At 71.0% G+C, this 20136-nt stretch carries 14 protein-coding genes and 1 pseudogene; 6 read left to right on the top strand and 9 right to left on the bottom strand.

From position 1 onward, the window contains the following. Positions 1-65: 65 nt before the first annotated feature. Positions 66-971: a hypothetical protein gene (locus ACFRMN_RS06470; RefSeq protein ID WP_383014175.1), complete on the top strand. Its 906-nt coding sequence runs from the start codon at positions 66-68 to the stop codon at positions 969-971. A gap of 242 nt (positions 972-1213) precedes the next feature. Here the strand turns inward: ACFRMN_RS06470 and ACFRMN_RS06465 are convergent, their stop codons facing one another. The 6 genes and pseudogenes from ACFRMN_RS06465 to ACFRMN_RS06440 all read right to left on the bottom strand — a co-directional run bounded on the left by ACFRMN_RS06465 (position 1214) and on the right by ACFRMN_RS06440 (position 9699). After that, on the bottom strand, positions 1214-3433 hold the full coding sequence (locus ACFRMN_RS06465; protein ID WP_383014172.1) for an NADP-dependent isocitrate dehydrogenase: 2220 nt from the start codon (positions 3431-3433) through the stop codon (positions 1214-1216). A 102-nt stretch (positions 3434-3535) separates the two neighbouring features. After that, entirely contained in the window at positions 3536-3922 is a 387-nt protein-coding gene (rbsD, locus tag ACFRMN_RS06460) for a D-ribose pyranase (protein ID WP_383014169.1), read from the bottom strand. A gap of 137 nt (positions 3923-4059) precedes the next feature. Further along, positions 4060-4956 (bottom strand): annotated as a pseudogene (locus ACFRMN_RS06455) (ribokinase); the annotation flags it as partial. Positions 4957-5040: 84 nt separating this feature from the next. Then, entirely contained in the window at positions 5041-7017 is a 1977-nt protein-coding gene (locus ACFRMN_RS06450) for a substrate-binding domain-containing protein (RefSeq protein WP_383014166.1), read from the bottom strand. Further along, entirely contained in the window at positions 7007-8563 is a 1557-nt protein-coding gene (locus tag ACFRMN_RS06445; RefSeq protein ID WP_383014164.1) for a sugar ABC transporter ATP-binding protein, read from the bottom strand. The genes ACFRMN_RS06450 and ACFRMN_RS06445 overlap by 11 nt, the downstream gene beginning before the upstream one ends. Continuing rightward, a complete protein-coding gene (locus ACFRMN_RS06440; RefSeq protein ID WP_383014161.1) occupies positions 8560-9699 on the bottom strand; it encodes a LacI family DNA-binding transcriptional regulator in 1140 nt (379 codons plus the stop codon). Before ACFRMN_RS06440 ends, ACFRMN_RS06445 begins: the two co-directional genes overlap by 4 nt. Positions 9700-10233: 534 nt before the next feature. Between ACFRMN_RS06440 and ACFRMN_RS06435 the strand changes: the two genes are divergently transcribed. Next, positions 10234-10830, top strand: a complete 597-nt coding sequence (locus tag ACFRMN_RS06435) for an ATP-binding cassette domain-containing protein (protein WP_383014158.1) — start codon at positions 10234-10236, stop codon at positions 10828-10830. On the opposite strand, the gene ACFRMN_RS06430 is transcribed toward ACFRMN_RS06435, so the two are convergent. After that, entirely contained in the window at positions 10754-11527 is a 774-nt protein-coding gene (locus ACFRMN_RS06430) for a thioesterase II family protein (RefSeq protein WP_383014542.1), read from the bottom strand. The two genes, ACFRMN_RS06435 and ACFRMN_RS06430, sit on opposite strands and share 77 nt — an antisense overlap. Before the next feature lie 330 nt (positions 11528-11857). Here ACFRMN_RS06430 and ACFRMN_RS06425 point away from each other — a divergent pair, with 330 nt between their 5' ends. Continuing rightward, positions 11858-12307, top strand: coding sequence for a hypothetical protein (locus ACFRMN_RS06425; protein WP_383014155.1), 450 nt, complete (start codon positions 11858-11860; stop codon positions 12305-12307). Positions 12308-12544: 237 nt separating this feature from the next. Here ACFRMN_RS06425 and ACFRMN_RS06420 read toward each other — a convergent pair whose 3' ends face one another. Beyond that, positions 12545-13213 carry a response regulator gene (locus tag ACFRMN_RS06420; RefSeq protein ID WP_383014152.1) on the bottom strand — a complete coding sequence of 223 codons (669 nt, stop codon included), beginning with the start codon at positions 13211-13213 and terminating at the stop codon, positions 12545-12547. Continuing rightward, the gene (locus ACFRMN_RS06415) at positions 13201-14412 is read right to left on the bottom strand and encodes a sensor histidine kinase (protein WP_383014149.1); all 1212 of its coding nucleotides are present in this window, start codon (positions 14410-14412) and stop codon (positions 13201-13203) included. Before ACFRMN_RS06415 ends, ACFRMN_RS06420 begins: the two co-directional genes overlap by 13 nt. A 279-nt stretch (positions 14413-14691) precedes the next feature. On the opposite strand from ACFRMN_RS06415, the gene ACFRMN_RS06410 reads away from it, so the two are divergent. The 3 genes from ACFRMN_RS06410 to ACFRMN_RS06400 all read left to right on the top strand — a co-directional run bounded on the left by ACFRMN_RS06410 (position 14692) and on the right by ACFRMN_RS06400 (position 19919). Further along, complete coding sequence (locus ACFRMN_RS06410) at positions 14692-15510, top strand: ABC transporter ATP-binding protein (protein WP_383014146.1); 819 nt, start codon at positions 14692-14694, stop codon at positions 15508-15510. 5 nt (positions 15511-15515) lie between these two features. After that, a complete protein-coding gene (locus ACFRMN_RS06405) occupies positions 15516-18284 on the top strand; it encodes an FtsX-like permease family protein (protein ID WP_383014143.1) in 2769 nt (922 codons plus the stop codon). A 225-nt stretch (positions 18285-18509) separates the two neighbouring features. Then, positions 18510-19919, top strand: coding sequence for a serine hydrolase domain-containing protein (locus ACFRMN_RS06400; RefSeq protein WP_383014140.1), 1410 nt, complete (start codon positions 18510-18512; stop codon positions 19917-19919). Positions 19920-20136: the final 217 nt, after the last annotated feature.

Below are 20136 nucleotides of genomic sequence, written 5' to 3'. Positions count from 1 at the left end.
ATATGGTGCATGTAGTCAGCCCGCCGGATCCGCGGCGATCAGCCGGACGATCAGAGGAGAGCACCATGAACACCGCGATGAGGATCACCACGTACACCGCCGCGCTCGCCGCCTCCTTCGGTGCGGCGTACGGAGTCGGGAGCGTGGTCACGCCGGTTTCGGCGGACCCGGAGCCCGCGGCGCACGTGGAACACGGGGAAGGGGAGGCACCGCAGGAGGCGCCGCAGGGAGGTCATGACACGCCGGCGGGCGGGTTGCGGGTCTCGGAGGGCGGCTACACCCTCGACCTCAGGACGCCCCGTGTCCCGGCGGCCCGCACCACCGAACTGCGCTTCGTCATCCGCGACAGCTCGGGCCGTCAGGTCACCGCCTTCCAGCGCGAGCACGACAAGGAACTGCATCTGATCCTCGCCTCCCAGGACCTGGCCACCTACCGGCATCTGCACCCCACCCGGGCGGCGGACGGCACCTGGAGCACACCGGCGAACCTTCCCGCCGCCGGCGGCTACCGCCTCTTCGCGGACTTCACACCCGCCGCCAAGGGGGCGAAGAACCTCACGCTCGGCGCGGACCTCGCCGTCGCGCGCGACTACCGGCCCGCTCCGGTCCCCGCACCCTCCTCCACCGCCACGGTCGACGGGTACACCGTCATACTCACCGGCCCGCTGCGCCCGGGGACGGCCGGCGAACTGAATCTGAAGGTCACCAAGGCGGGCCGGCCGGTCACCGACCTCCAGCCGTACCTCGGTGCCTACGGCCACCTGGTCGCCCTGCGCTCCGGCGACCTGGCGTACCTGCATGTCCACCCCAACGGCGCGCCCGGCGACGGCGAGACCGAACCCGGCCCCGACGTGTCCTTCACCGCCACCGCACCCAGCGCCGGCACCTACCGTCTCTTCCTCGACTTCAAGCACAACGGAACCGTCCGCACCGCCGCCTTCACCGTCACGGCCGGAGCCGCACACCGGTGAGCGCGGGCGAGCCGCGGCGAAAACAGCACCGCCCCGTCCGACTGATACGTCGGACGGGGCGGAACTCGTGGGCGGGCAAGGGGTGTTCGGGTGCCGGGCCGCGGCGCCTACGGGACCTCAGTCACGCGGGGCGGAGCATCCCCGTACCCGTGGGAACATCCCGTACCCGTGGGAACATCCCGTACCCGTGGGAGCGTCCCCGTACCCGTGGGAGCGTCCCCGTGCCAGTGGGCGCCGTCGCGTCAGCTGAGGAGTGCGAGGGCCCGGGTGAACGTGGCCGACGGGCGCATGACGCCCGCGGCCTTGGCCGGGTCGGGCTGGTAGTAGCCGCCGATGTCCGCCGGCTCGCCCTGTACCGCGATCAGCTCGTCGACGATGGTGCCCTCCTGCTCGGCCAGCGTCTTGGCGAGAGGCGCGAACGCCTCCGCGAGCCGGCCGTCGTCGGTCTGCTTCGCCAGCTCCTGCGCCCAGTAGAGGGCCAGGTAGAAGTGGCTGCCGCGGTTGTCGATGCCACCGAGCCGACGGCTGGGCGACTTGTCCTCGTTCAGGAAGGTGGCCGTGGCGCGGTCGAGGGTGTCCGCGAGCACCTGGGCGCGCGCGTTGTCCGTCGTCTGTGCCAGGTGCTCGAAGCTGACCGCGAGCGCCAGGAACTCGCCCAGGCTGTCCCAGCGCAGGTAGTTCTCCTTGACGAGCTGCTGGACGTGCTTGGGCGCGGAGCCGCCGGCACCGGTCTCGAACAGCCCGCCGCCGTTCATCAGCGGGACGACGGAGAGCATCTTCGCGCTCGTGCCGAGTTCGAGGATGGGGAACAGGTCGGTGAGGTAGTCACGCAGCACGTTGCCGGTGACCGAGATCGTGTCCTCGCCCCGGCGGATGCGCTCCAGGGAGAACGCGGTCGCCTCGACCGGCGACATGATCTCGATGCGCAGGCCCTCGGTGTCGTGCTCGGCGAGGTAGGTCCTGACCTTCGCGATGAGGTTCGCGTCGTGCGCGCGGCCCTCGTCGAGCCAGAACACCGCCGGGTCGCCGGTCGCGCGGGCGCGGGTGACGGCGAGCTTGACCCAGTCCCGGATCGGCAGGTCCTTGGCCTGGCACATACGCCAGATGTCGCCCGCGCTCACCACGTGCTCCAGTACGACATCGCCGGAGCCGTCGAGGACACGCACCGTGCCGGTGGTGGGGATCTCGAAGGTCTTGTCGTGGCTGCCGTACTCCTCGGCCTTCTGCGCCATCAGACCGACGTTCGACACCGAGCCCATCGTGGACGGGTCGTACGCGCCGTGCGCGCGGCAGTCGTCGATGACGACCTGGTAGATCCCGGCGTAGCTGCTGTCGGGGATGACCGCGAGGGTGTCGGCCTCCTGGCCGTCGGGCCCCCACATGTGACCGGAGGTGCGGATCATGGCCGGCATGGAGGCGTCCACGATGACATCGCTCGGTACGTGCAGATTCGTGATGCCGCGGTCGGAGTCGACCATCGCCAGCGCGGGGCCGTCGGCGAGCTCGGCCTCGAAGGACGCCTTGATCGCCGCGCCGTCGGCCAGGGAGTCAAGGCCGCCCAGGATGCCGCCGAGGCCGTCGTTCGGGGTCAGACCGGCCGCGGCGAACGCCTCGCCGTACTCGGCGAACGTCTTCGGGAAGAACGCCCGTACGACATGGCCGAAGATAATCGGGTCGGAGACCTTCATCATCGTGGCCTTCAGATGCACGGAGAACAGCACGTCCTCGGCCTTGGCCCGGCCGATCTGGGCCTTGAGGAACTCACGCAGCGCCGCCACCCGCATCACCGACGCGTCCACGACCTCCCCCGCGAGCACGGGCACCGACTCACGCAGGACCGTGGTGCTGCCGTCGTCACCCGCCAGCTCGATACGGAGCGAGCCCGGCTCGGCGATGACCACGGACTTCTCGCTGGAGCGGAAGTCGTCGGCGTCCATGTGCGCGACGTTCGTCTTCGAGTCGGCCGTCCACGCGCCCATACGGTGCGGGTGCGCCTTGGCGTAGTTCTTGACCGACGCGGGGGCGCGGCGGTCGGAGTTGCCCTCGCGCAGGACCGGGTTGACGGCGCTGCCCTTGACCTTGTCGTAGCGCGCGCGGACGTCGCGGTCCTCGTCGGTCTTCGGGTCGTCCGGGTAGTCCGGCAGCGCGTAGCCCTGCTGCTGAAGCTCGGCGATCGCGGCCTTCAGCTGCGGGATCGAGGCCGAGATGTTCGGCAGCTTGATGATGTTCGCACCGGGCGTCTTGGCCAGCTCACCCAGCTCGGCGAGCGCGTCATCGATCCGCTGGCCCTCCTCAAGACGCTCGGGGAAACCAGCGATGATCCGTCCCGCCAGAGAGATGTCACGGCTCTCCACGGAGACCCCGGCCGTCGAGGCATACGCCTCGACCACAGGCAAGAAGGAATACGTCGCCAAGGCCGGGGCCTCGTCGGTGTGTGTGTAGATGATGGTCGAGTCAGTCACCGGGTGCTCCGCTCCACGTCTGCAACATTGCTCGACATCAAGATATCTCGTGACCGTCCCCTGTCGAGACGGGGCCCTGCCACCGAAGCCACACGGTGTGGCTCAGAAGAACACCCCGCAGCGCAACAGCACATTCGCGTACGGCCGCGCCTCCCCGGTACGTACGACCAGACGCGCGCCCGCCGACAGCTTCTTCAGCTCCGCGTGCGGGACGAAACCGAGACCGGGCAGCGACGCCAGCAGCCGCGCCGCCTCCGGATTCGCCTCCCGGACCTCGTGGGCCGCCGTCGCGCCCTCCACGACCAGCTCCGTCAGCAGACCGTCCAGCACCTCCGCGAACCGCGGCACCCCGGCCCGGAACGCCAGATCCACCACCCGTGGGCCCGCGGGCAGGGGCATGCCCACGTCGCAGACCAGGACACCGTCCCCGTGGCCCAGCTCGGCCAGGGCGCCCGCGAGATGACGATTCAGGATCCCGGACTTCTTCACTCGGACACTCCCTGCCCCGGAGTGGCTACCATGCGTTCCGGAATACTCACGGATTGTTCCCGCTGCTTCAACTGCTCCAAGTGCTGCGACTGCTCCGATCGCTCCGATAGCTCCGGCTGTTCCGGGGCCGCTCCGGCGAGCGACGCCACCTCCGCCGCCGTCGGGAACGACACCTGCGCTCCCTCCTTGGTCACCGCCGCCGCACCCACCCGCACCGCGTAGGAGGCGGCCCCGGTCAGGCTCTCACCGGCGCCGAGCCGCCAGGCCAGTGCGGCGGTGAACGCGTCGCCCGCCCCCGTCGTGTCCACGGCGCGCACGCGTACGGACGGCACGAGCGCCGTCGTACGGTCGTCCGCCACCAGCGCGCCCCGCGCGCCCAGCGTGATCACCACCGAGCGCGGCCCCAGCGCGAGCAGCGCCCTCGCCCACTCCTCCGGGTCGTCACCCACCGACGCGCCGAGCACCACCCGCGCCTCGTGCTCGTTCACGATCAGCGGGTCGCAGGCCGCCAGGATCCCGGCGGGCAGGGGCACCGGGGGAGAGGGGTTCAGTACGAACCGACTGCCCGGCGCCATACCCGCCACCACCTCCCCGACCGTCTCCAGCGGGATCTCCAGCTGCGCCGAGACCACGCGCGACGCCCGCAGCAGCCCCGACGCGTCCCGGATGTCCGCCGGGGACAGCCGGGCGTTGGCGCCCGGCGACACCACGATGCTGTTGTCCCCGGACGGATCGACCGTGATCAGAGCGACCCCGGTGGGCGCGCCGCCGGACAGCACCCCCGCCGTGTCGACGCCCGCCGAGCGCTGCGAGTCGAGCAGCAGCCGCCCGTGCGCGTCGTCGCCGACCCGGGCCAGCAGCGCCGTACGGGCTCCGAGGCGGGCGGCGGCGACCGCCTGGTTCGCGCCCTTGCCGCCCGGATGGACGGACAGATCCGAGCCGAGCACCGTCTCACCGGGGCCGGGGCGCCGCTCGACACCGATCACCAGATCGGCGTTGGCCGACCCGACGACCAGCAGGTCGTAGTCGTACATCACAGTCTTTCCGTCTCTTTCCCTGGAGGCCGCCGAGAGCTCGCCGAGAACCCGTCGATCGGTAGTCGAGTGGTCGTCGAGTGGTCAGGAGAAGTCCGCGACATTCTTCGCCGTGACCACCTTGACCGGCACCTTCACCGTCGAGGCGATCCCATCGCCCTGAGCGGCCTTGATGGCGTTGAGCACGGCGAGCCGGCCCAGTTCCGCCGGCTGCTGGGCCACCGAGGCGTAGAGCGTGCCCGCCTTGACCGCCTTCAGCCCGTCGGGGGTGCCGTCGAAGCCGACGACCGGGATCGACGTACCCGCCTTGGAGCCGAGTGCCTTGATCGCCCCGAGCGCCATCTCGTCGTTCTCGGCGAAGACCCCCTTCACCCCGCTGTGCGCCTGGAGCATATTGGTCATCACATCGAGCCCCTTGGTGCGGTCGAAGTCCGCGGGCTGCCGTGCGACGACCGTGATGCCGGGGTACGCCTTGATGCCCTCGGCGAAGCCCTGGCCGCGCTCGCGGCTGGCCGAGGTGCCCGCCGTGCCCTGGAGGATCACGATCTGTCCCGTGTCGCCCAGCTTCTCGGCCAGCGTCTTGGCCGCCTGTCGGCCGCCCGCGACATTGTCGGAGGCGACCAGCGTGGCGATGTCCGCCTTGTTGACCCCGCGGTCGGCGGCGATCACCGGGATGCCGGCCTTGTTGGCGGCGCGTACGGAGGGTCCCGCCGCGTCCGAGTCGACCGGGTTGACGATCACCGACGACATGGCCCCGCTGGTGAAGTTCTGTATCTGGTTGGCCTGTTGGGACGCGTCGTTCTGCGCGTCGGTGACGGTGAGATCGACGCCCTTGGCCTTCGCCTCGGCCTCCGCGCCCGCCTTCAGCTGGACGAAGAAGGGGTTGTTGAGGGTGGAGAGGGACAGCCCCAGCTTGGTCCCGCCGCCGGAGGAGCCGTTGTTCCAGAAGGAGACACCGCCGATGACGGCGGCCACCAGCACCGCCGCGACCGTGTACTTCACCGCTCTCGCGCCCTTACGGCCCGAACCGCCCCCGCCCCCCGTACCGGACGCATCGGACGGCGCGGCCGACGCCCCGGCGCGGGAGCGCACCGTGTCGAGCAGCACCGCGAGCGCGATGACGACACCGATGACGACCTGCTGCCAGAACGCCGACACCGACAGCAGATTGAGGCCGTTGCGCAGCACCGCCAGGATCAGCGCGCCGATGAGCGTGCCGGACGCCTTGCCGACACCGCCCGACAGGCTGGCGCCGCCGATGACGACCGCGGCGATGGCGTCGAGTTCGTACCCCTGCGCGGCCTGCGGCTGCGCCGAGGAGAGCCGGGAGGCCAGGACGATACCGGCGACCGCGGCGAACAGCCCCGACAGCGCGTAGACGGCGACCTTCTGCCGCTTGACGCGCAGCCCGGACAGCCGCGCCGCCTCCTCGTTGCCGCCGATCGCGTACATCGAGCGGCCCAGATACGTACGGCCCAGGATCAGGGCGGTGATCAGCCCCATCGCCACCATCACGAGGACCGGCACCGGCAGCCATCCGCCGAGCGTGTCCCCGATCCGCGATACGGAGCCGGGGAAGGCGATCGGGCTGCCCTGCGAGATCACCAGGGACAGTCCGCGGCCCACCGAGAGCATCGCCAGCGTGGCGATGAACGGCGGCAGTTTGCCGTACGAGACGAGCGCGCCGTTGACGAGCCCGCAGGCGATGCCGGTGCCCACGGCCAGCACGACGGCCAGCCACACCGGCACCCCCTCCGACGTCGCCGACCAGGCCAGGACGGTCGCCGAGAGCGCCGCCACCGAGCCGACCGAGAGGTCGATGCCCGCGGTGACGATGACGAACGTGACACCGAACGCGAGGATCGCGGTCACGGCCGCCTGCACACCGACGTTGAGCAGGTTCTGAGTGGTCAGGAAGTCGCCCGACAGCAGCGACATCGCCACCACCAGAACGACCAGGGCGCTCAGCGCGCCGTTGTCGAGCAGGAGCCGGCGGACCGCCTGGGCGCTTCCGCCACCGCCACCGCCGTCTGTCTTGTTCTTGAGCGTGTCAGTGGCCACGGGAGCCCTCCACCCCTTCTTCCTCGTCGTCCTCGCCGATCGCCGGTCCGGACGGTCGCGCGGTGCCGACGGCCAGCGCCATCACCGCGTCCTGTGTCGCTTCGTCCGCCGTGAGTTCACCGGCGATCCGGCCTCCGGCCATCACCAGCACCCGGTCGCTCATGCCCAGTACCTCGGGCAGATCGCTGGAGACCATCAGCACGGCGTGACCGGCGGCGGTGAGTTCATTGATGAGTTCGTAGATCTCGACCTTCGCGCCGACGTCGATACCGCGCGTCGGCTCGTCGAGGATCAACACCTTGACCTCGGCCAGCAGCCATTTGCCGATGACGACCTTCTGCTGATTGCCGCCGGACAGGGTGCGTACCCGCTGGTCGAGCCCCGCCATCCGGACGCCGAGCTGTCCGGCGATCCGGGCGGCGGCGGTGTGCTGTGACGCGCGGTCCACCAGCCCGGCGCGGGTCGCCGAACGCAGTGTGACCAGACCGAGGTTCTCCTCCACGGACGCGTCGAGCAGCAGGCCCTGGCCCTTGCGGTCCTCCGGCACCAGACCGATGCCGGCGGCCATCGCCGCGCTGACGTCATGGCGCGGCAGGGCGGCGCCCGCCACCCGTACCGAGCCCGTGTCGTAGTGGTCCGCGCCGAAGACCGCTCGTACGACTTCCGTACGGCCCGCGCCCACCAGCCCGGCGATACCGACGACCTCACCGGCGCGCACCTCGAACCCCACATCGCGGAAGACGCCCTCCCTGGTCAGTCCGGTGACGGACAGCAGGGCGGTGCCGGTCTCCGCGGCCCGGCGCGGATACTGCTGGTCGATATCGCGGCCCACCATGAGGCGTACGAGTTCGTCCTCGGGAGTCGACGCGGGCACCTGCCCGATGCTGCGGCCGTCGCGCAGGACAGTGACCCGGTCGCCGAGCGCCGCGATCTCCTCCAGGTGGTGGGTGATGAAGACGATGCCCACGCCGTCCTCGCGCAGTGCGCGCACGATCCGGAAGAGCTTGTCGACCTCCTCGGAGGTCAGTACGGCCGTCGGCTCGTCCATGACCAGCACCCGGGCGTCCAGGCTGAGCGCCTTGGCGATCTCGACCATCTGGAGCCGGGCGATGCCCAGTTCACGCACCTTGGTGCCCGGCGGGGTGGTGACTCCCACGCGCTCCAGCAGCCCGGCCGCGTCGGACTCCATCTTCTTGCGGTCGATCAGACCGAAGCGGCGCGGCTGGCGGCCCAGGAAGATGTTCTCGGCCACCGTCAGATCGGGGACCAGATTGAACTCCTGGTAGATGGTGGCGATTCCCAGCCGTTCGGCGTCCTGCGCGCCGTGGATACGTACCTCCTGCCCGTCGACGAGCACGCGTCCGGCGTCCGGACGGTAGGCACCGGAGAGCATCTTGATCAGGGTGCTCTTGCCGGCGCCGTTCTCGCCGAGCAGGACATGCACTTCGCCGCGGCGCAGATCGAAGTCGACGCTGTCGAGCGCGACCACGCCGGGAAAGGTCTTGCGTATCCCTTCGACACGCAGCAACTCGTCCGGGTGACTCACGGGTTGCTCCTTCGCGTTCGTACTGACGGGTTCGGAGTCGACGGGGTGTGTGCGGACGGTGCGCGTTCCGAGGGTGAGCGTTCCGACGGTGCGTGTTCCGACGGTCCGTATTCCGAGGGGTCCGGTTGCCGGGGGGCCGGCGGGAAGCCCGCACCGCAGGAGCGGCGTACGACCAGCCGGGCGGGGAGGGTGACGGACGGCGGGACCCGGCCGGCGATGCGCTCGGCCAGCGCCCGTACGGCGGCCCGGCCCAGCTCGTCCGTCGGCTGCGCGATGGCCGTGATCGGCGGATCCGTGTGCACGAACCACGGGATGTCGTCGAAGGCCGCGAGCGCGATGTCGTCCGGGACGCTCAGACCCCGGGCGCGGATCGCGTCCAGCGCGCCGAGGGCCATCAGATTGTCCGCCGCGAACACGACGTCGGGAGGCTCGGGCAGATCGAGGAAGCGCTCGGCGGCCCGGTGTCCGCTCTCCGCCTGGAAGTCGCCCTGGCCGATATACGCGTCGGGCAGCGCGACCCCGTGCTCGGCCAGCGCGGTACGGAAGGCATCGACGCGTTCGCTGCCGGTCGTGGTGGTCGCGGGGCCCGCGATGATCGCGAGCCGGCGATGGCCGATCCGCAGCAGATGGGCGACCAGATCGCGGACGGCGGCGCGGCCGTCCGACCGTACGACGGGCACCTCGACGCCCGGGATCCACCGGTCCACGAAGACGAGCGGGGTCGACGCGCGCACCGCGTCGAGTATCAGCGGTGAACCGCGGTCGGTGGGCGACACCAGCAGCCCGTCGATCCGGCGGTCGAGCAGCGTACGGACGTGATGGTCCTGCAACTCGGGCCGCTCGTCGGCGTTTCCGATGATCACGCTGTAGCCGAGCGTCCGCGCCTCCTCCTCGACGGCGCGGGCCAGCGAGGTGAAGTACGGATTGAGCACATCGCTGATGACCAGGCCGAGCGTGCGGGTCTGGTCGGTGCGCAGGGACCGGGCCACGGCGTTGGGCCGGTAGCCCAGCGCGGTGACGGCGGCGAGCACCCGGGCGCGGGACGCGGGGCTGACCGACGGATGGTCGTTGAGTACCCGCGACACCGTGGCGACGGACACGCCCGCCTCGGCCGCGACATCCTTGATGCCCGCCATCGTCGGTCCAACTCCTCGTGGAATCGATTACACGGAGGATTGGAATCGATTACACGAACAGAAGGCAAGACCTTGGGGGTACCCCGAGACCGGATCGTAATGATCACCGCGATCGGTCCCGCGCGGCGTCCCGTCACCCGGTGCGCCCCGTGACGGGTCGTGACGGGGTGTGACGGGGCGTGTCCCTGCCGCGTCGCCGTACGGTCGGCCGAGCCGGGCGTGCGCGGTCGGCCGCCCCTGTCGCACGGTGGACGGTTCGCGGTCCGGGGCTTTTATTGGACGCGTTATACGGGCCGAAAGGTTGAGCGGGGAATGGTGCGTGGCCGATAGTGCCGGTAATTCGACTCCTTTACGTTGTCACGGGTGCACGCACTACGTCCTTGGGTGAGGTAGCTGTACCCTCAATTCGCTTGCGGACCCCCTGTTCCGGCCCTGCTCGGTGTCGGTATCTTTGCCGTATGTGATGCGCTGGCGGGCAAGGTGCGGGGTGTGGGTTCATTCCGCCGTGACAGCGCGATAAAGGGGAGATTCTCGATGATGCACGTGGATTCGAGCGAATCAATCGAACGCGTGTCCGAAGTTGTCGCCCTCGAAAATGTCACGATGGTTTACGGAACGAGACCCGGGGTCGTTTATGCCCTGCGGAATGTCAGTCTGGTCGTGAGAGAAGGGGTGTTTCTCGCGGTAATGGGCGAGGAAAGCTCCGGTAAGACCACGCTGCTGAAGTGTCTTTCGGGCGAGATTCAGCCGTCCTCCGGTGTGGTGCGCCACGGCCCGGGAAGCGGGGGCCGGGGCGGGCCGCTGGTGTCCTGGGTGCCCGGGCCCGGCGGAGCGGGCTCCGTCGCGGCGGCGGTCGCGCTCGGGTCACGTCTGCTACTCGCCGACGAGGCGTCGGAGGAGTCCGCCGTGGCGCTGCGCCGGGCCGTGAAGGGGCATGGCGTCGCGGCGGTGATGTCGACCTCGGCGCCGGCGGTGGCCGCGCGCGCCGACGCCGTGGTGTTCCTGCGGGACGGGGGCGTCGTCGACATGGTCGCCGGAGCCGGTCCCGAGGTGATCAGCGACTGTCTGGAGCGCTCCGGCCGTAGCTGTGAGGACCGGAGCCGGGTCCGCGTGGACCCGAGCCCGAGCTGAGCACTCGTCCGACGATCTCCAGCAGCGGGCCCGCGTCATGCAGGAAGAAGTGATCGCCCGCCAGCTCGTACAGCTCGAACGCCCCGCCGGCATGCCGCGACCACGCCTTGACCTGCCGCGGACCCGCCTCCGGATCGTCCGTGCCCGCGAACGCGGTCAGCGGCACCGGAAGCACCGCGGCGGGGTCCGGCAGCGCGGTCTCCGCCAGGGTGAAGTCCGCCCGCAGTGTGGGCAGCATCAGCTCGATCAGCTCGGGGTTGTTCAGGAAGTCCGCCGGAGCCCCGTTCATCTCCCGTATCGCCACGAGCAGTTCGGGGTCGGGCAGTGTGTGCCGCTGTACGGGGCCCGGGAGCGGTACGCATCCTGAGACGAAGACATGCGCGGGGCGTACCGGCCCCCGCGCGCACAGATGGTCGGCGAGCGCGAACGCGATCTCGCCGCCCATGCTGTGGCCGAAGAACGCGAACGGTTTGTCGAACCAGCCGGCCAGCCGGTCGGCCAGCTGTGGCACCAGATCCGTCACCCGGGTGTGCGGCGGCTCGCCGAACCGCTCCTCACGGCCGGGAAGCAGCACCGGACACACCTCCACCCTCCCGTCCAAGTGCCCTGCCCAGGAACGGAAGATGCTGGAGCCGCCACCGGCGTACGGGAAGCAGAACAGCCGTATGTCCGCCGCGGGCCGCGGCGGCCTGGACACCACCCAGCGTGGTGCGCGCCGAGGTGCGGAAGGTCGGTTCTGAGGCACGGTAAGTCACCTTCGCCGGGGTCGGGTGGGTGCGGGGGCGGGACATGGCCGCATGGTCTCATCGCCTGACCGTGTCCGGCAGACCTTTAAGCCTGGACGTAACTGCCCTGCTGGGGACGGGTGTCAGGGCGTTCGCGCGGCGCGCTGAACCCGCGATGGTGGTGCAGGTTCCACCCCGGTCCGGGTACCCGGTGTACTGACCTGAACCCCACCGGCCCGCCACGATGGAGGCAGACGGCGCGGCTCGACCGCGATACGACGGGCACGAGTGGGAGCACTTCCATGGCGGACACAGCCCAGTGGACGGCCGGCGACGGCACATACGCCGGTCGTGACCCCGACCGCCGGCGGCCGGGGCGCGGACCGCGGCGGACCACGGCCAGGGCGGTGCTCGCCGCCCTCGTCCTCGTACCGGCGATGCTCGGCATGGCCGCGTGCGAGGGGGCCGTGAACACCAAGAGCCGTGGAGACGCGTGCGAGAAGATCCTCGCCAAGTCCACGAACTTCTCCGATACGAAGGACCCGGAGGCGGCGGAGAAGGAACTGAACGATCTCGCCGACGAGATCGCGCAGCTGGCGGAGGACGCCGACGACGAGAAGCTGCGTGAGGCGGCGAAGGAATTACGCAGCGTCTCGCCCGGCGGCCGCGATCCCGACTCGGTCGGCGAAATCGTCTCGGAAACCACCAAGCGGATCAAAATTATCCGCAACACCTGCATCTCGTTCGGCTGACATACGGCCGGGCCCGGATACCGCCGAGCTGAGATACGGCCGAGCTGAGATACGTCCTGGCCGGGATACGGCCGGCCCGGGATACGGGCGCACCCATAAGCCGGGATTCCCGCGGCTGTTCATTCCCCCGTCGTGGCGGTGTGGAATCCCGCCCCGGGCGTTCGGAGACTTCCCCCGTCTCCGGATGCCCGGGGTTTTCCGCTGCCCGGGGCGCGCTCCCTCGCTCCGTCCCTCGCGCTATGCGGAGTTCTCCGGTGCGTTATTGCCCAGATATGCCAGTACGGCCAGTACGCGGCGGTGCACATTCCCTCCCTCGGGCGGCAGTCCGAGCTTGTCGAAGACACCCCGGATATGTTTGCTGACCGCCCGTTCGGTGATGACCAGCCGCTCCGCGATCGCTCCGTTGGCCAGCCCCTGCGCCATCATCTCCAGCACCTCGTGCTCACGCGGCGTCAGCGCCTGCAACGGACGCGCGGCGGCCTTCTGGCTCAGGATCTCGGTGACCACCTCGGGATCGAGGGCCGTCCCGCCGGTGGTGATGCGCTCCAGCGCCTCAAGGAACTGCTCCACCCGCCCGACCCGGTCCTTGAGCAGATAGCCGATGCCGCTCGCGCCCTGGGCCAACAGCTCGGCGGCGTAGGTCTGCTCGACGTACTGGGAGAGCACCAGGATCGGCAGGTCCGGCAGTTCGCTACGGGCCTGTACCGCCGCGCGCAGTCCCTCGTCGCGGAACGTCGGCGGCAGCCGTACGTCCAGCACCGCCGCGTCCGGCCGGTGCTCGCGCAGCGCGGGCATCACCTCGGGCCCGGCGGCGCAGGTCGCCACCACGTCATGGCCATTGCTGGTCAGCAGCAGGACCATTCCCTCACGCAAGAGGGCGTTGTCCTCCGCGATCACGATCCGCAAGGCAGCTCCACTTTCAGCTTGGTCGGCCCACCGAGTGGGCTGGTAAGGCTCGCCGTGCCGTCAAGCGCGGCGACGCGCCGGCGGATGCCGATCAGACCACTGCCCTCGTGCTCGTCGGCGCCACCGCGGCCGTTGTCGGCCACGACGACCCTCAGTATGCCGTTGCCCCGGGTGAAGCGCACCGATGCCTGGGTGGCACCGGAGTGCTTCCGGATATTGGTCAGTGCCTCGGCCACCACGAAGTACGCCGCCGCCTCGACCGCGGCCGGCAGCCGGAAGGAGTTCTCCACCGGGCCGAGGCCCATCTCCACCGGGATCTCCGAGGACGCCGCCAGGGCGCGGACCGCGCCGGCCAGCCCGCGGTCGGTCAGCACCGGCGGATGTACCGTACGCACCACATGCCGCAGATCCGCCAGCGTGCTCTCCAGGCCCGACTGCGCCTCGTCCAGCCGGGCCAGCGCGGCGTCCGGGTTCGTCCGCACCAGCTGCTTGGCCAGCCCGATCCGCATCGACAGCGCCACCAGTTGTGCCTGTACGCCGTCGTGCAAGTCCCTTTCGATACGGCGCAGTTCGGCGCTGTGCGCCTCCACCGCGCCCGCCCGGCTCTCCGACAGCTCCGCGATCCGGTCCACCAGCCGGGCCGACGGCTTCGGACGCAGCAGCGCCGCGCTCCACGCGGCCTGGGTGTCCGCGAGTGTGCCCAGCCGGTGCAGCACCAGCGGGGTACGGGGCTTGGCGGGCGTGCCGTACATGTCCTCGCGGCGCCGGGCGACGGCGCCGCCCACCCCCATGTTGAGCCCGTCCACCAGCAGACCGACCACCCACACCAGGATCGCCACCGCGCAGAACAGCAGGGTGATGATGATCTGCAACGGCAGCCAGCGCGCGTCGCGCCAGGTGCCGGGGTCCGTCAGCGACAGCCGCAGCCGGTCCGCGGGCACACCGTCGAGCGGCAGATACTGCTCGGCGACCGGCGCCCGGAGCCGTGTACCGGCGCGTACCCGCTCGTATCCGGCCAGTCTCCGCAGTAATCGCACGAGATCGGGCCAGGCGGGAGCACCGATGATGAGCGCCATGAAGACCAGCCCCAGCGGTACGGCGGCGGCCATCAGGAAGCACAGCGACGCCACGGGAAGGGCGAGCACCAGATAGTACGTGTCGTGGCAGGAACGCTGGAGCTGAGTGGAGAAGTCACGCACGGCGGGCTCCCTGGGGGCAGGACGGTCGTCCGGAGCGGGGCGGGGTCCGGTGGACGACGGACCCATGGATCACGGTAATCCGTACCGCACGCGCGCGAGGTACGTCCGTCACCCCAGCCGGGGTGACGCAGGCTGAACCCCAGGACGGGTGTGCGCTCCATCGTGCCGGAGGCGCCGTCTCCGTACCGTTCTCACCAGGATGAACAAGCCATCCGGCGGGGCGGTTGGCCGGCCGGCACGAACACGGCCTCGGCCGTACAGCCTGGAAGGCGCGCACACATGGTCAGGCTTCGCACGGGGAAACGTGCCACGGCGAGAAGCGGCACCCGGGGGGCCTCGAACAGCGGTGCCCCCAGCCCCGCGGCGGCGCTGACACTGGACTCGGTCACGCGCCGCTACCAGCGGGGCGGCACCCCCGTGAACGCCCTGGACGGTGTCAGCGTGACCGTCGAACGCGGCAGGTTCCTGGCGGTCATGGGCCGCTCCGGATCCGGCAAGACGACCTTCCTCCAGTGCTCCGCCGGCCTCGACCAGGCCACGTCCGGCACGGTGCGGCTCGGTGACATCGACCTGTCGCGGCTCACCGAGTCCGCGCTCACCAGGCTGCGCAGGGAGCGGATCGGCTTCGTGTTCCAGGCGCTCAATCTGGTGCCCTCGCTCAGTGTCCGGGAGAACACCGCGCTGCCCCTGCTGCTGGCCGGTGAGCGTCCCGACAGCCCCGCCGTACGTGAACGCGCACTCCAGGTACTGGAGTCGGTCGGGCTCGCCGACCGGGCCGAGGACTCGCCACCGCGGCTCTCCGGTGGCCAGCAGCAGCGCGTCGCCATCGCCCGCGCGCTGGTCACCAACCCCGCCGTGATCTTCGCGGACGAGCCGACCGGGGCGCTCGACCCGGTCACCGCGCGGGATGTGCTCGTCCTCCTGCGCGACGCGGTGGACCGGCAGGGCCACACCGTCGTGATGGTCACCCATGACGCGCACGCCGCGTCCTGGACCGACGAGGCCCTGTTCATCGAGGCGGGGCGGATCGTCGGCCGGCTGCCCAACCCCGAGGCGGACACCGTGACGCGGATGCTGACAGAGCTCAGGGAGGGGTGAGGAGCATGCCGTTCGGATCCAGTACGCTCCCCGGCGCCGACCCGGCGCGGCCACTCGGCCCGGACGAGCTGGCCCGTAATCACGACAGTCCGGCCCGCACCCGCCATATCGCGCGCTTCCTCGCCGGCCGCTCGATGCGGACCCACACCAAGGCGTGGACGGCGGTGTTCGCGGCCCTGCTGCTCACCTCGCTCGTGCTCAGCAGCTTCGGACTCGCCGTACTCTCCGCCGCCCTCGGCCACGCGAGCGTGGAGCGCTACGGCGCCGCCGCCGCGGTCGTCGCCGGCGACCAGGAGACGCGCTTCACCGCCAAGCCCTGGGGATCCAAGCCGCAGACCCAGACGGCTGCGCTCACCGAGCGGGTGCGGGTGCCGCGCTCGGTGCTGCCCCGGATCGAGGCCGTCCCCGGCGTACGGGCGGCCATCGCCGACGACACGTTCCCCGTCGCGCTGACCGGCGCGGACGGCTCGCTCGTGGTCGGCCCCGACAGCGACTCCGGCGCCTCCCCGGTCTACGGGCACACCTGGCGCGCCGCCGCGCTCGCGCCGTTCACCCTCCGCGACGGCCGGGCCCCGGCGGGTCCGCAACAGGTCGTCCTGGACGGTGACCTCGCCGAACGGGCCGGTGTCCGCGTCGGTGACGAGGTACGGATCCAGTCCACGGGCGCGCCCGAGACCTACCGGGTCTCCGGCATCGCGGCGCCCGAGGGACGTGCGGACGACAGCGGGCTCGGCAACCAGGGCGCCGTCTTCTTCAGCGACGAGCGGGCCCGCCTCCTCGCCGGACACCCGGAGACCACCGACGCCATCGGGGTGCTCGCCGACCCGGGCGTCGGCGCCGGCACCCTCCACCCCCGGCTGCGGGAAGCGCTGGACGGTGCGCGGCCGGCCACCAGCGCCGCCGCCGACGCACGCTACAAGGACGACAACACCTCACTGCGCGTCCTGACCGGAAACGGCCGCGGCGAACCGGAGTTCGTCACCTCCGCCCCCAGCCGGATGAGCCTGCTGGCACTGCTCGGCTCGGTCTGCGCGCTCGTCGTACTGATCGCCCTGCTCGTGGTCTCCAGCACCGTCGCCCAGGCGATCCACCAGCGCGCCCGCGAGATGGCTCTGCTGCGTGCGGTGGGCGCGACGCCCCGGCAACTGCGCGCCATGGTCGGCCGGGAGGTCAATGTGGTGGCCGCGACCGCCGCCCTGGCCGGTGCGATCGGCGCGGCGCCGGTGTTCCTGGCGCTGATCAACATGCTGCGGACGCGTGGCGCCGTGCCGATCGGTCTCGAACTCCCCGCCCCCTTCTGGATGTACGCGGCCCCGCTGGTCACCGGCGCTCTGACGGTGCTGGTGGCCAGGATCGCCGCCGCGATCGCCTGTAGCCGTATCGCCAAGGTGCGCCCCGCACAGGCGATGGGCGAGGCACAGAGCGAGGGCGAACAGTTCGGCCGCGGCCGGGCCGTCACCGGCGTCGTGATGCTGGTCCTGGGGTGCGGCGCGGCAGGCACCGCGGTCCTCCAGTTCGGGGAGCTGGCCGCGATGGCGGCCAGCACCGCGGCCGTGTGCCTGGTCATCGCGTGCGCGCTGCTCGGGCCCTGGATCGCGTGGGGTGCCATGCGGGTGCTCGGTGTGCCCGCGGAGCGGCTGGGCGGCGCGGGCGGCTATCTCGCCGCCGCCGCCTCCCGGGCCAACTCCCGCCGGCTGGGCGCCGCGATCACCCCGATCGTGCTCGTGGTGGCCTTCGCCGGGGTCCAGCTCTCGGCCGGGGCGACCCTCGACACGCAGGGCAGCCGACAGGCGGCCCGGGCCATGCGGGCCGAACTGGCCATCACCACGGACGGGCCGGGCATCCCGGACGTGACGGTGCGCCGCGTCAAGGAGGTGCCCGGGGTGGCGGCGGCCTCCGGGGTGCTGCACAGTACGGTCGTACTGGCCCGCAAGGAAGCCGGGGAGCCGAGGCTGGACCGGCTGCCGGTGATGGCCCTGGACCCCTCGGCGCTGCCCGCCACCATCGATCCGGACGTCACCTCGGGCGATCTGGGCGACCTGCGCGCGGGCACCGTCGCGGTGGGGGAGGAGCGGGCGCGTTCGCTGGACCTGGACGTCGGCTCGAAGGTCACGGTGCGCTACGGCGACGGCGCGAACGTGGCGCTGACGGTGGCCGCGGTGTACGAACGGTCCCTGGCGCTCGGCGACTTCCTGTTCGCCCCCGCCGAACTGGCGCCGCACATGGCCACGCCGCTGAACACGCGCGTCCTGCTGAGCCTGGAGCCCGGAACCGCCCCCCAGGGCGTGAAGGCGGAGGTGCGGCGGGTGCTGGCGGGCGCCGCGCCCGGCGCGACCGTCGCGGAGCAGCCGAAGGGCGAGCATCTCCAGACCGAGGACCGCGGCGTCGGCCAGGTCATCTCCCTGGTCGCGGTGAGTGTGATCGGCGGCTTCACGATCATCGCGGTGCTCAGCACGCTCGTTCTCATCATGGTCGGCCGCCGCCAGGAGGTGATCCTGCTGCGGCTCGTGGGCGCGGGCCGTCGGCAGATCCGCTGGATGCTCCGGATCGAGGCGATGACCGTGATGCTGGTGGGGCTGGTGGTGGGTACGGTGACCGCGCTCGTTCCCCTCCTGGCGTTCAGTCTCGCGACGACCGGTTCCTGGCCCTACCTCCCGCCGGTCCAGGCAGGACTGATCGTGCTGGCCGTCGTCGTCACCACCGGAGCCGGGTACTCGCTGCCGCTGAAGTCCGTGCTGCGCAAACGGCCGCCGACCGGGGTCGGCCACGGCTGACAGGTCGTGACCGAGCGGGCCCGGAGGCCGTCCCCAGCACCCGAAAGTCTTGGTGATCAGGCCTCTGGGCTCGGTGTTTACAACAGCGCTTAAATCCTTGTTCGAGCCTTCACCTCTGCTGAAGAATCCTTTCCGTGCGGTCGACTGCGCGCGACTGAAGCGGTCGGCCGCCGTGCCGCGCGGTACACGCCGGACTTCGCACAGTGAAGAAGGAGCTTGTTCGCAGTGTTGGGGATCATCGCGGAAGAGAAGGTCAGTGGCGCTCCCTTCAGCCTTCCCCTCGACCGCCCCGGCTGTCTGGGCAGCCTCGGCAAGCAGCACGGAGTGGTCGGCGGACAGCTGGCGGTGTACCACCAAGGAACCCTGCGCACCTGGGAGTTCGGCGAGGAGGAGTACGGCGGCGGACGCCCCGTACACCGTGACTCCGCCTTCCCCTACGGCTCCGTCACCAAGGCGCTGACCGCGGCCTCCGTACTCCAACTGGTCTCCGACGGCGACCTCGACCTCAATCTTCCGGTGCGCACCTGGCTCGATGAACGGGGAAACGCCGACGGCCACCCCGGACTCGACGCCACGCTCCGTCAACTCCTCAGCCACACCGCCGGGTTACCGTCCGACCACGACGACGGCGACGCCGCCTCGCTGCGCCGCTGGCTCACCGGCTTCCTGGCCACCGGCCCGGCGGACACGCCCGCGCTCTGGCCCGCACCCGGCTCCTTCTCCTACTCCAACGTCGGCTACGGCATCGCGGGCCGCGTCATCGAGGCCGCCACCGGACTGACCTGGTGGGGGGCCGTACGCGACTACCTGCTGGCACCGCTCGGCGCCGGTATCGGCCTGCTGCCCGGCACTCCGCGGGACGGCGAGCCGGTCCGCGCGGTGTCCGGACACACCACACACACCACCCCCGGCGGCGACCGTGTGGTGCACTCCGTGCGCTGCTCCGCCGACGCGGGATTCACCCCCGCGGGCGGGCTCGCCGGCAGCGCCGCCGACCTCGTACGCTTCGCCCAACTGCACCTCGACGACCCCGGTGACCTGGACAGGGACGCCGTGGCCGACCCCGAAGCGCTGCGCGAGATGGCCCGTCCTGTCGCCGGTGCGGAACCTTTCGGGCTGGCCGACGGCTGGGGTCTGGGCCTGGGCCACTTCGGTCCGGCGGAGGACCGCTGGCTCGGCCACGACGGAACGCTGGACGGCACCACCTGTCATCTGCGCATCCAGCCGAAACAGGGGACCGTGGTCGCGCTGACCACCAACTCGGCCTCCGGACAAGGCCTGTGGGAAGCGGTGCTCCGCGAACTGCGGTCCGCCGGCATCCCCGTCGGCGTCTACAGCGTGGTGCCGCCGTCCCCCGGATCCACGGCGGGATTCGCGGACTGCGCCGGCACCTACCGCAACGGCGACCTCGCCGTAACGGTCAGCCTCGACGACCGCAACATACTCCTGGAACTCCCCAACGGCGCACGGGACTCCGCCGCCTCCCACAGCGATCTGGTCTTCTCCAGCCGGCCGGGGGACGCGGGCGTGTTCCTCGGCAGGTTCCTCAAGGACGCGACCACCGGGGACATACGCGTGCTCCAGTACAGCGGCCGTACGCTGCTGCGCCAGCCGGTCGCGGCACAACCACACTGAGCACCGCCGTGCCCGGCCGCGCGAAGCGGGCGGCCACGGCGGATCAATCAGCCGGCGCACACACGCGGTAGGCCGGCACACACACGGTAGGACAGACGCGCGGGACCGGAGCGCGTCTGGCGGTCACGCACGCGCCCCACTGTCACTCAGAGTGAGTGTGCGGGTGCTGTGGGTGTCCGTCTCTCTCGGATCGGTATCCCGCACGCGGCACAGGCCA

It is taken from the genome of Streptomyces sp. NPDC056835 (genome assembly GCF_042789485.1).
In the GTDB taxonomy this organism is placed as follows: domain Bacteria; phylum Actinomycetota; class Actinomycetes; order Streptomycetales; family Streptomycetaceae; genus Streptomyces.
The sequence above is the reverse complement of the archived record's forward strand: the minus strand, read 5'-3'. Positions and strand labels throughout refer to the sequence as shown.

Bases quoted from the DNA above. Each gene is read 5' to 3' on its own strand.
- ACFRMN_RS06470 (WP_383014175.1), top strand. From the start codon at position 66: ATGAACACCGCGATGAGGATCACCACGTACACCGCCGCGCTCGCCGCC.
- ACFRMN_RS06435 (WP_383014158.1), top strand. From the start codon at position 10,234: ATGATGCACGTGGATTCGAGCGAATCAATCGAACGCGTGTCCGAAGTT.
- ACFRMN_RS06425 (WP_383014155.1), top strand. From the start codon at position 11,858: ATGGCGGACACAGCCCAGTGGACGGCCGGCGACGGCACATACGCCGGT.
- ACFRMN_RS06440 (WP_383014161.1), bottom strand. From the start codon at position 9,699: ATGGCGGGCATCAAGGATGTCGCGGCCGAGGCGGGCGTGTCCGTCGCC.
- ACFRMN_RS06410 (WP_383014146.1), top strand. From the start codon at position 14,692: ATGGTCAGGCTTCGCACGGGGAAACGTGCCACGGCGAGAAGCGGCACC.
- ACFRMN_RS06405 (WP_383014143.1), top strand. From the start codon at position 15,516: ATGCCGTTCGGATCCAGTACGCTCCCCGGCGCCGACCCGGCGCGGCCA.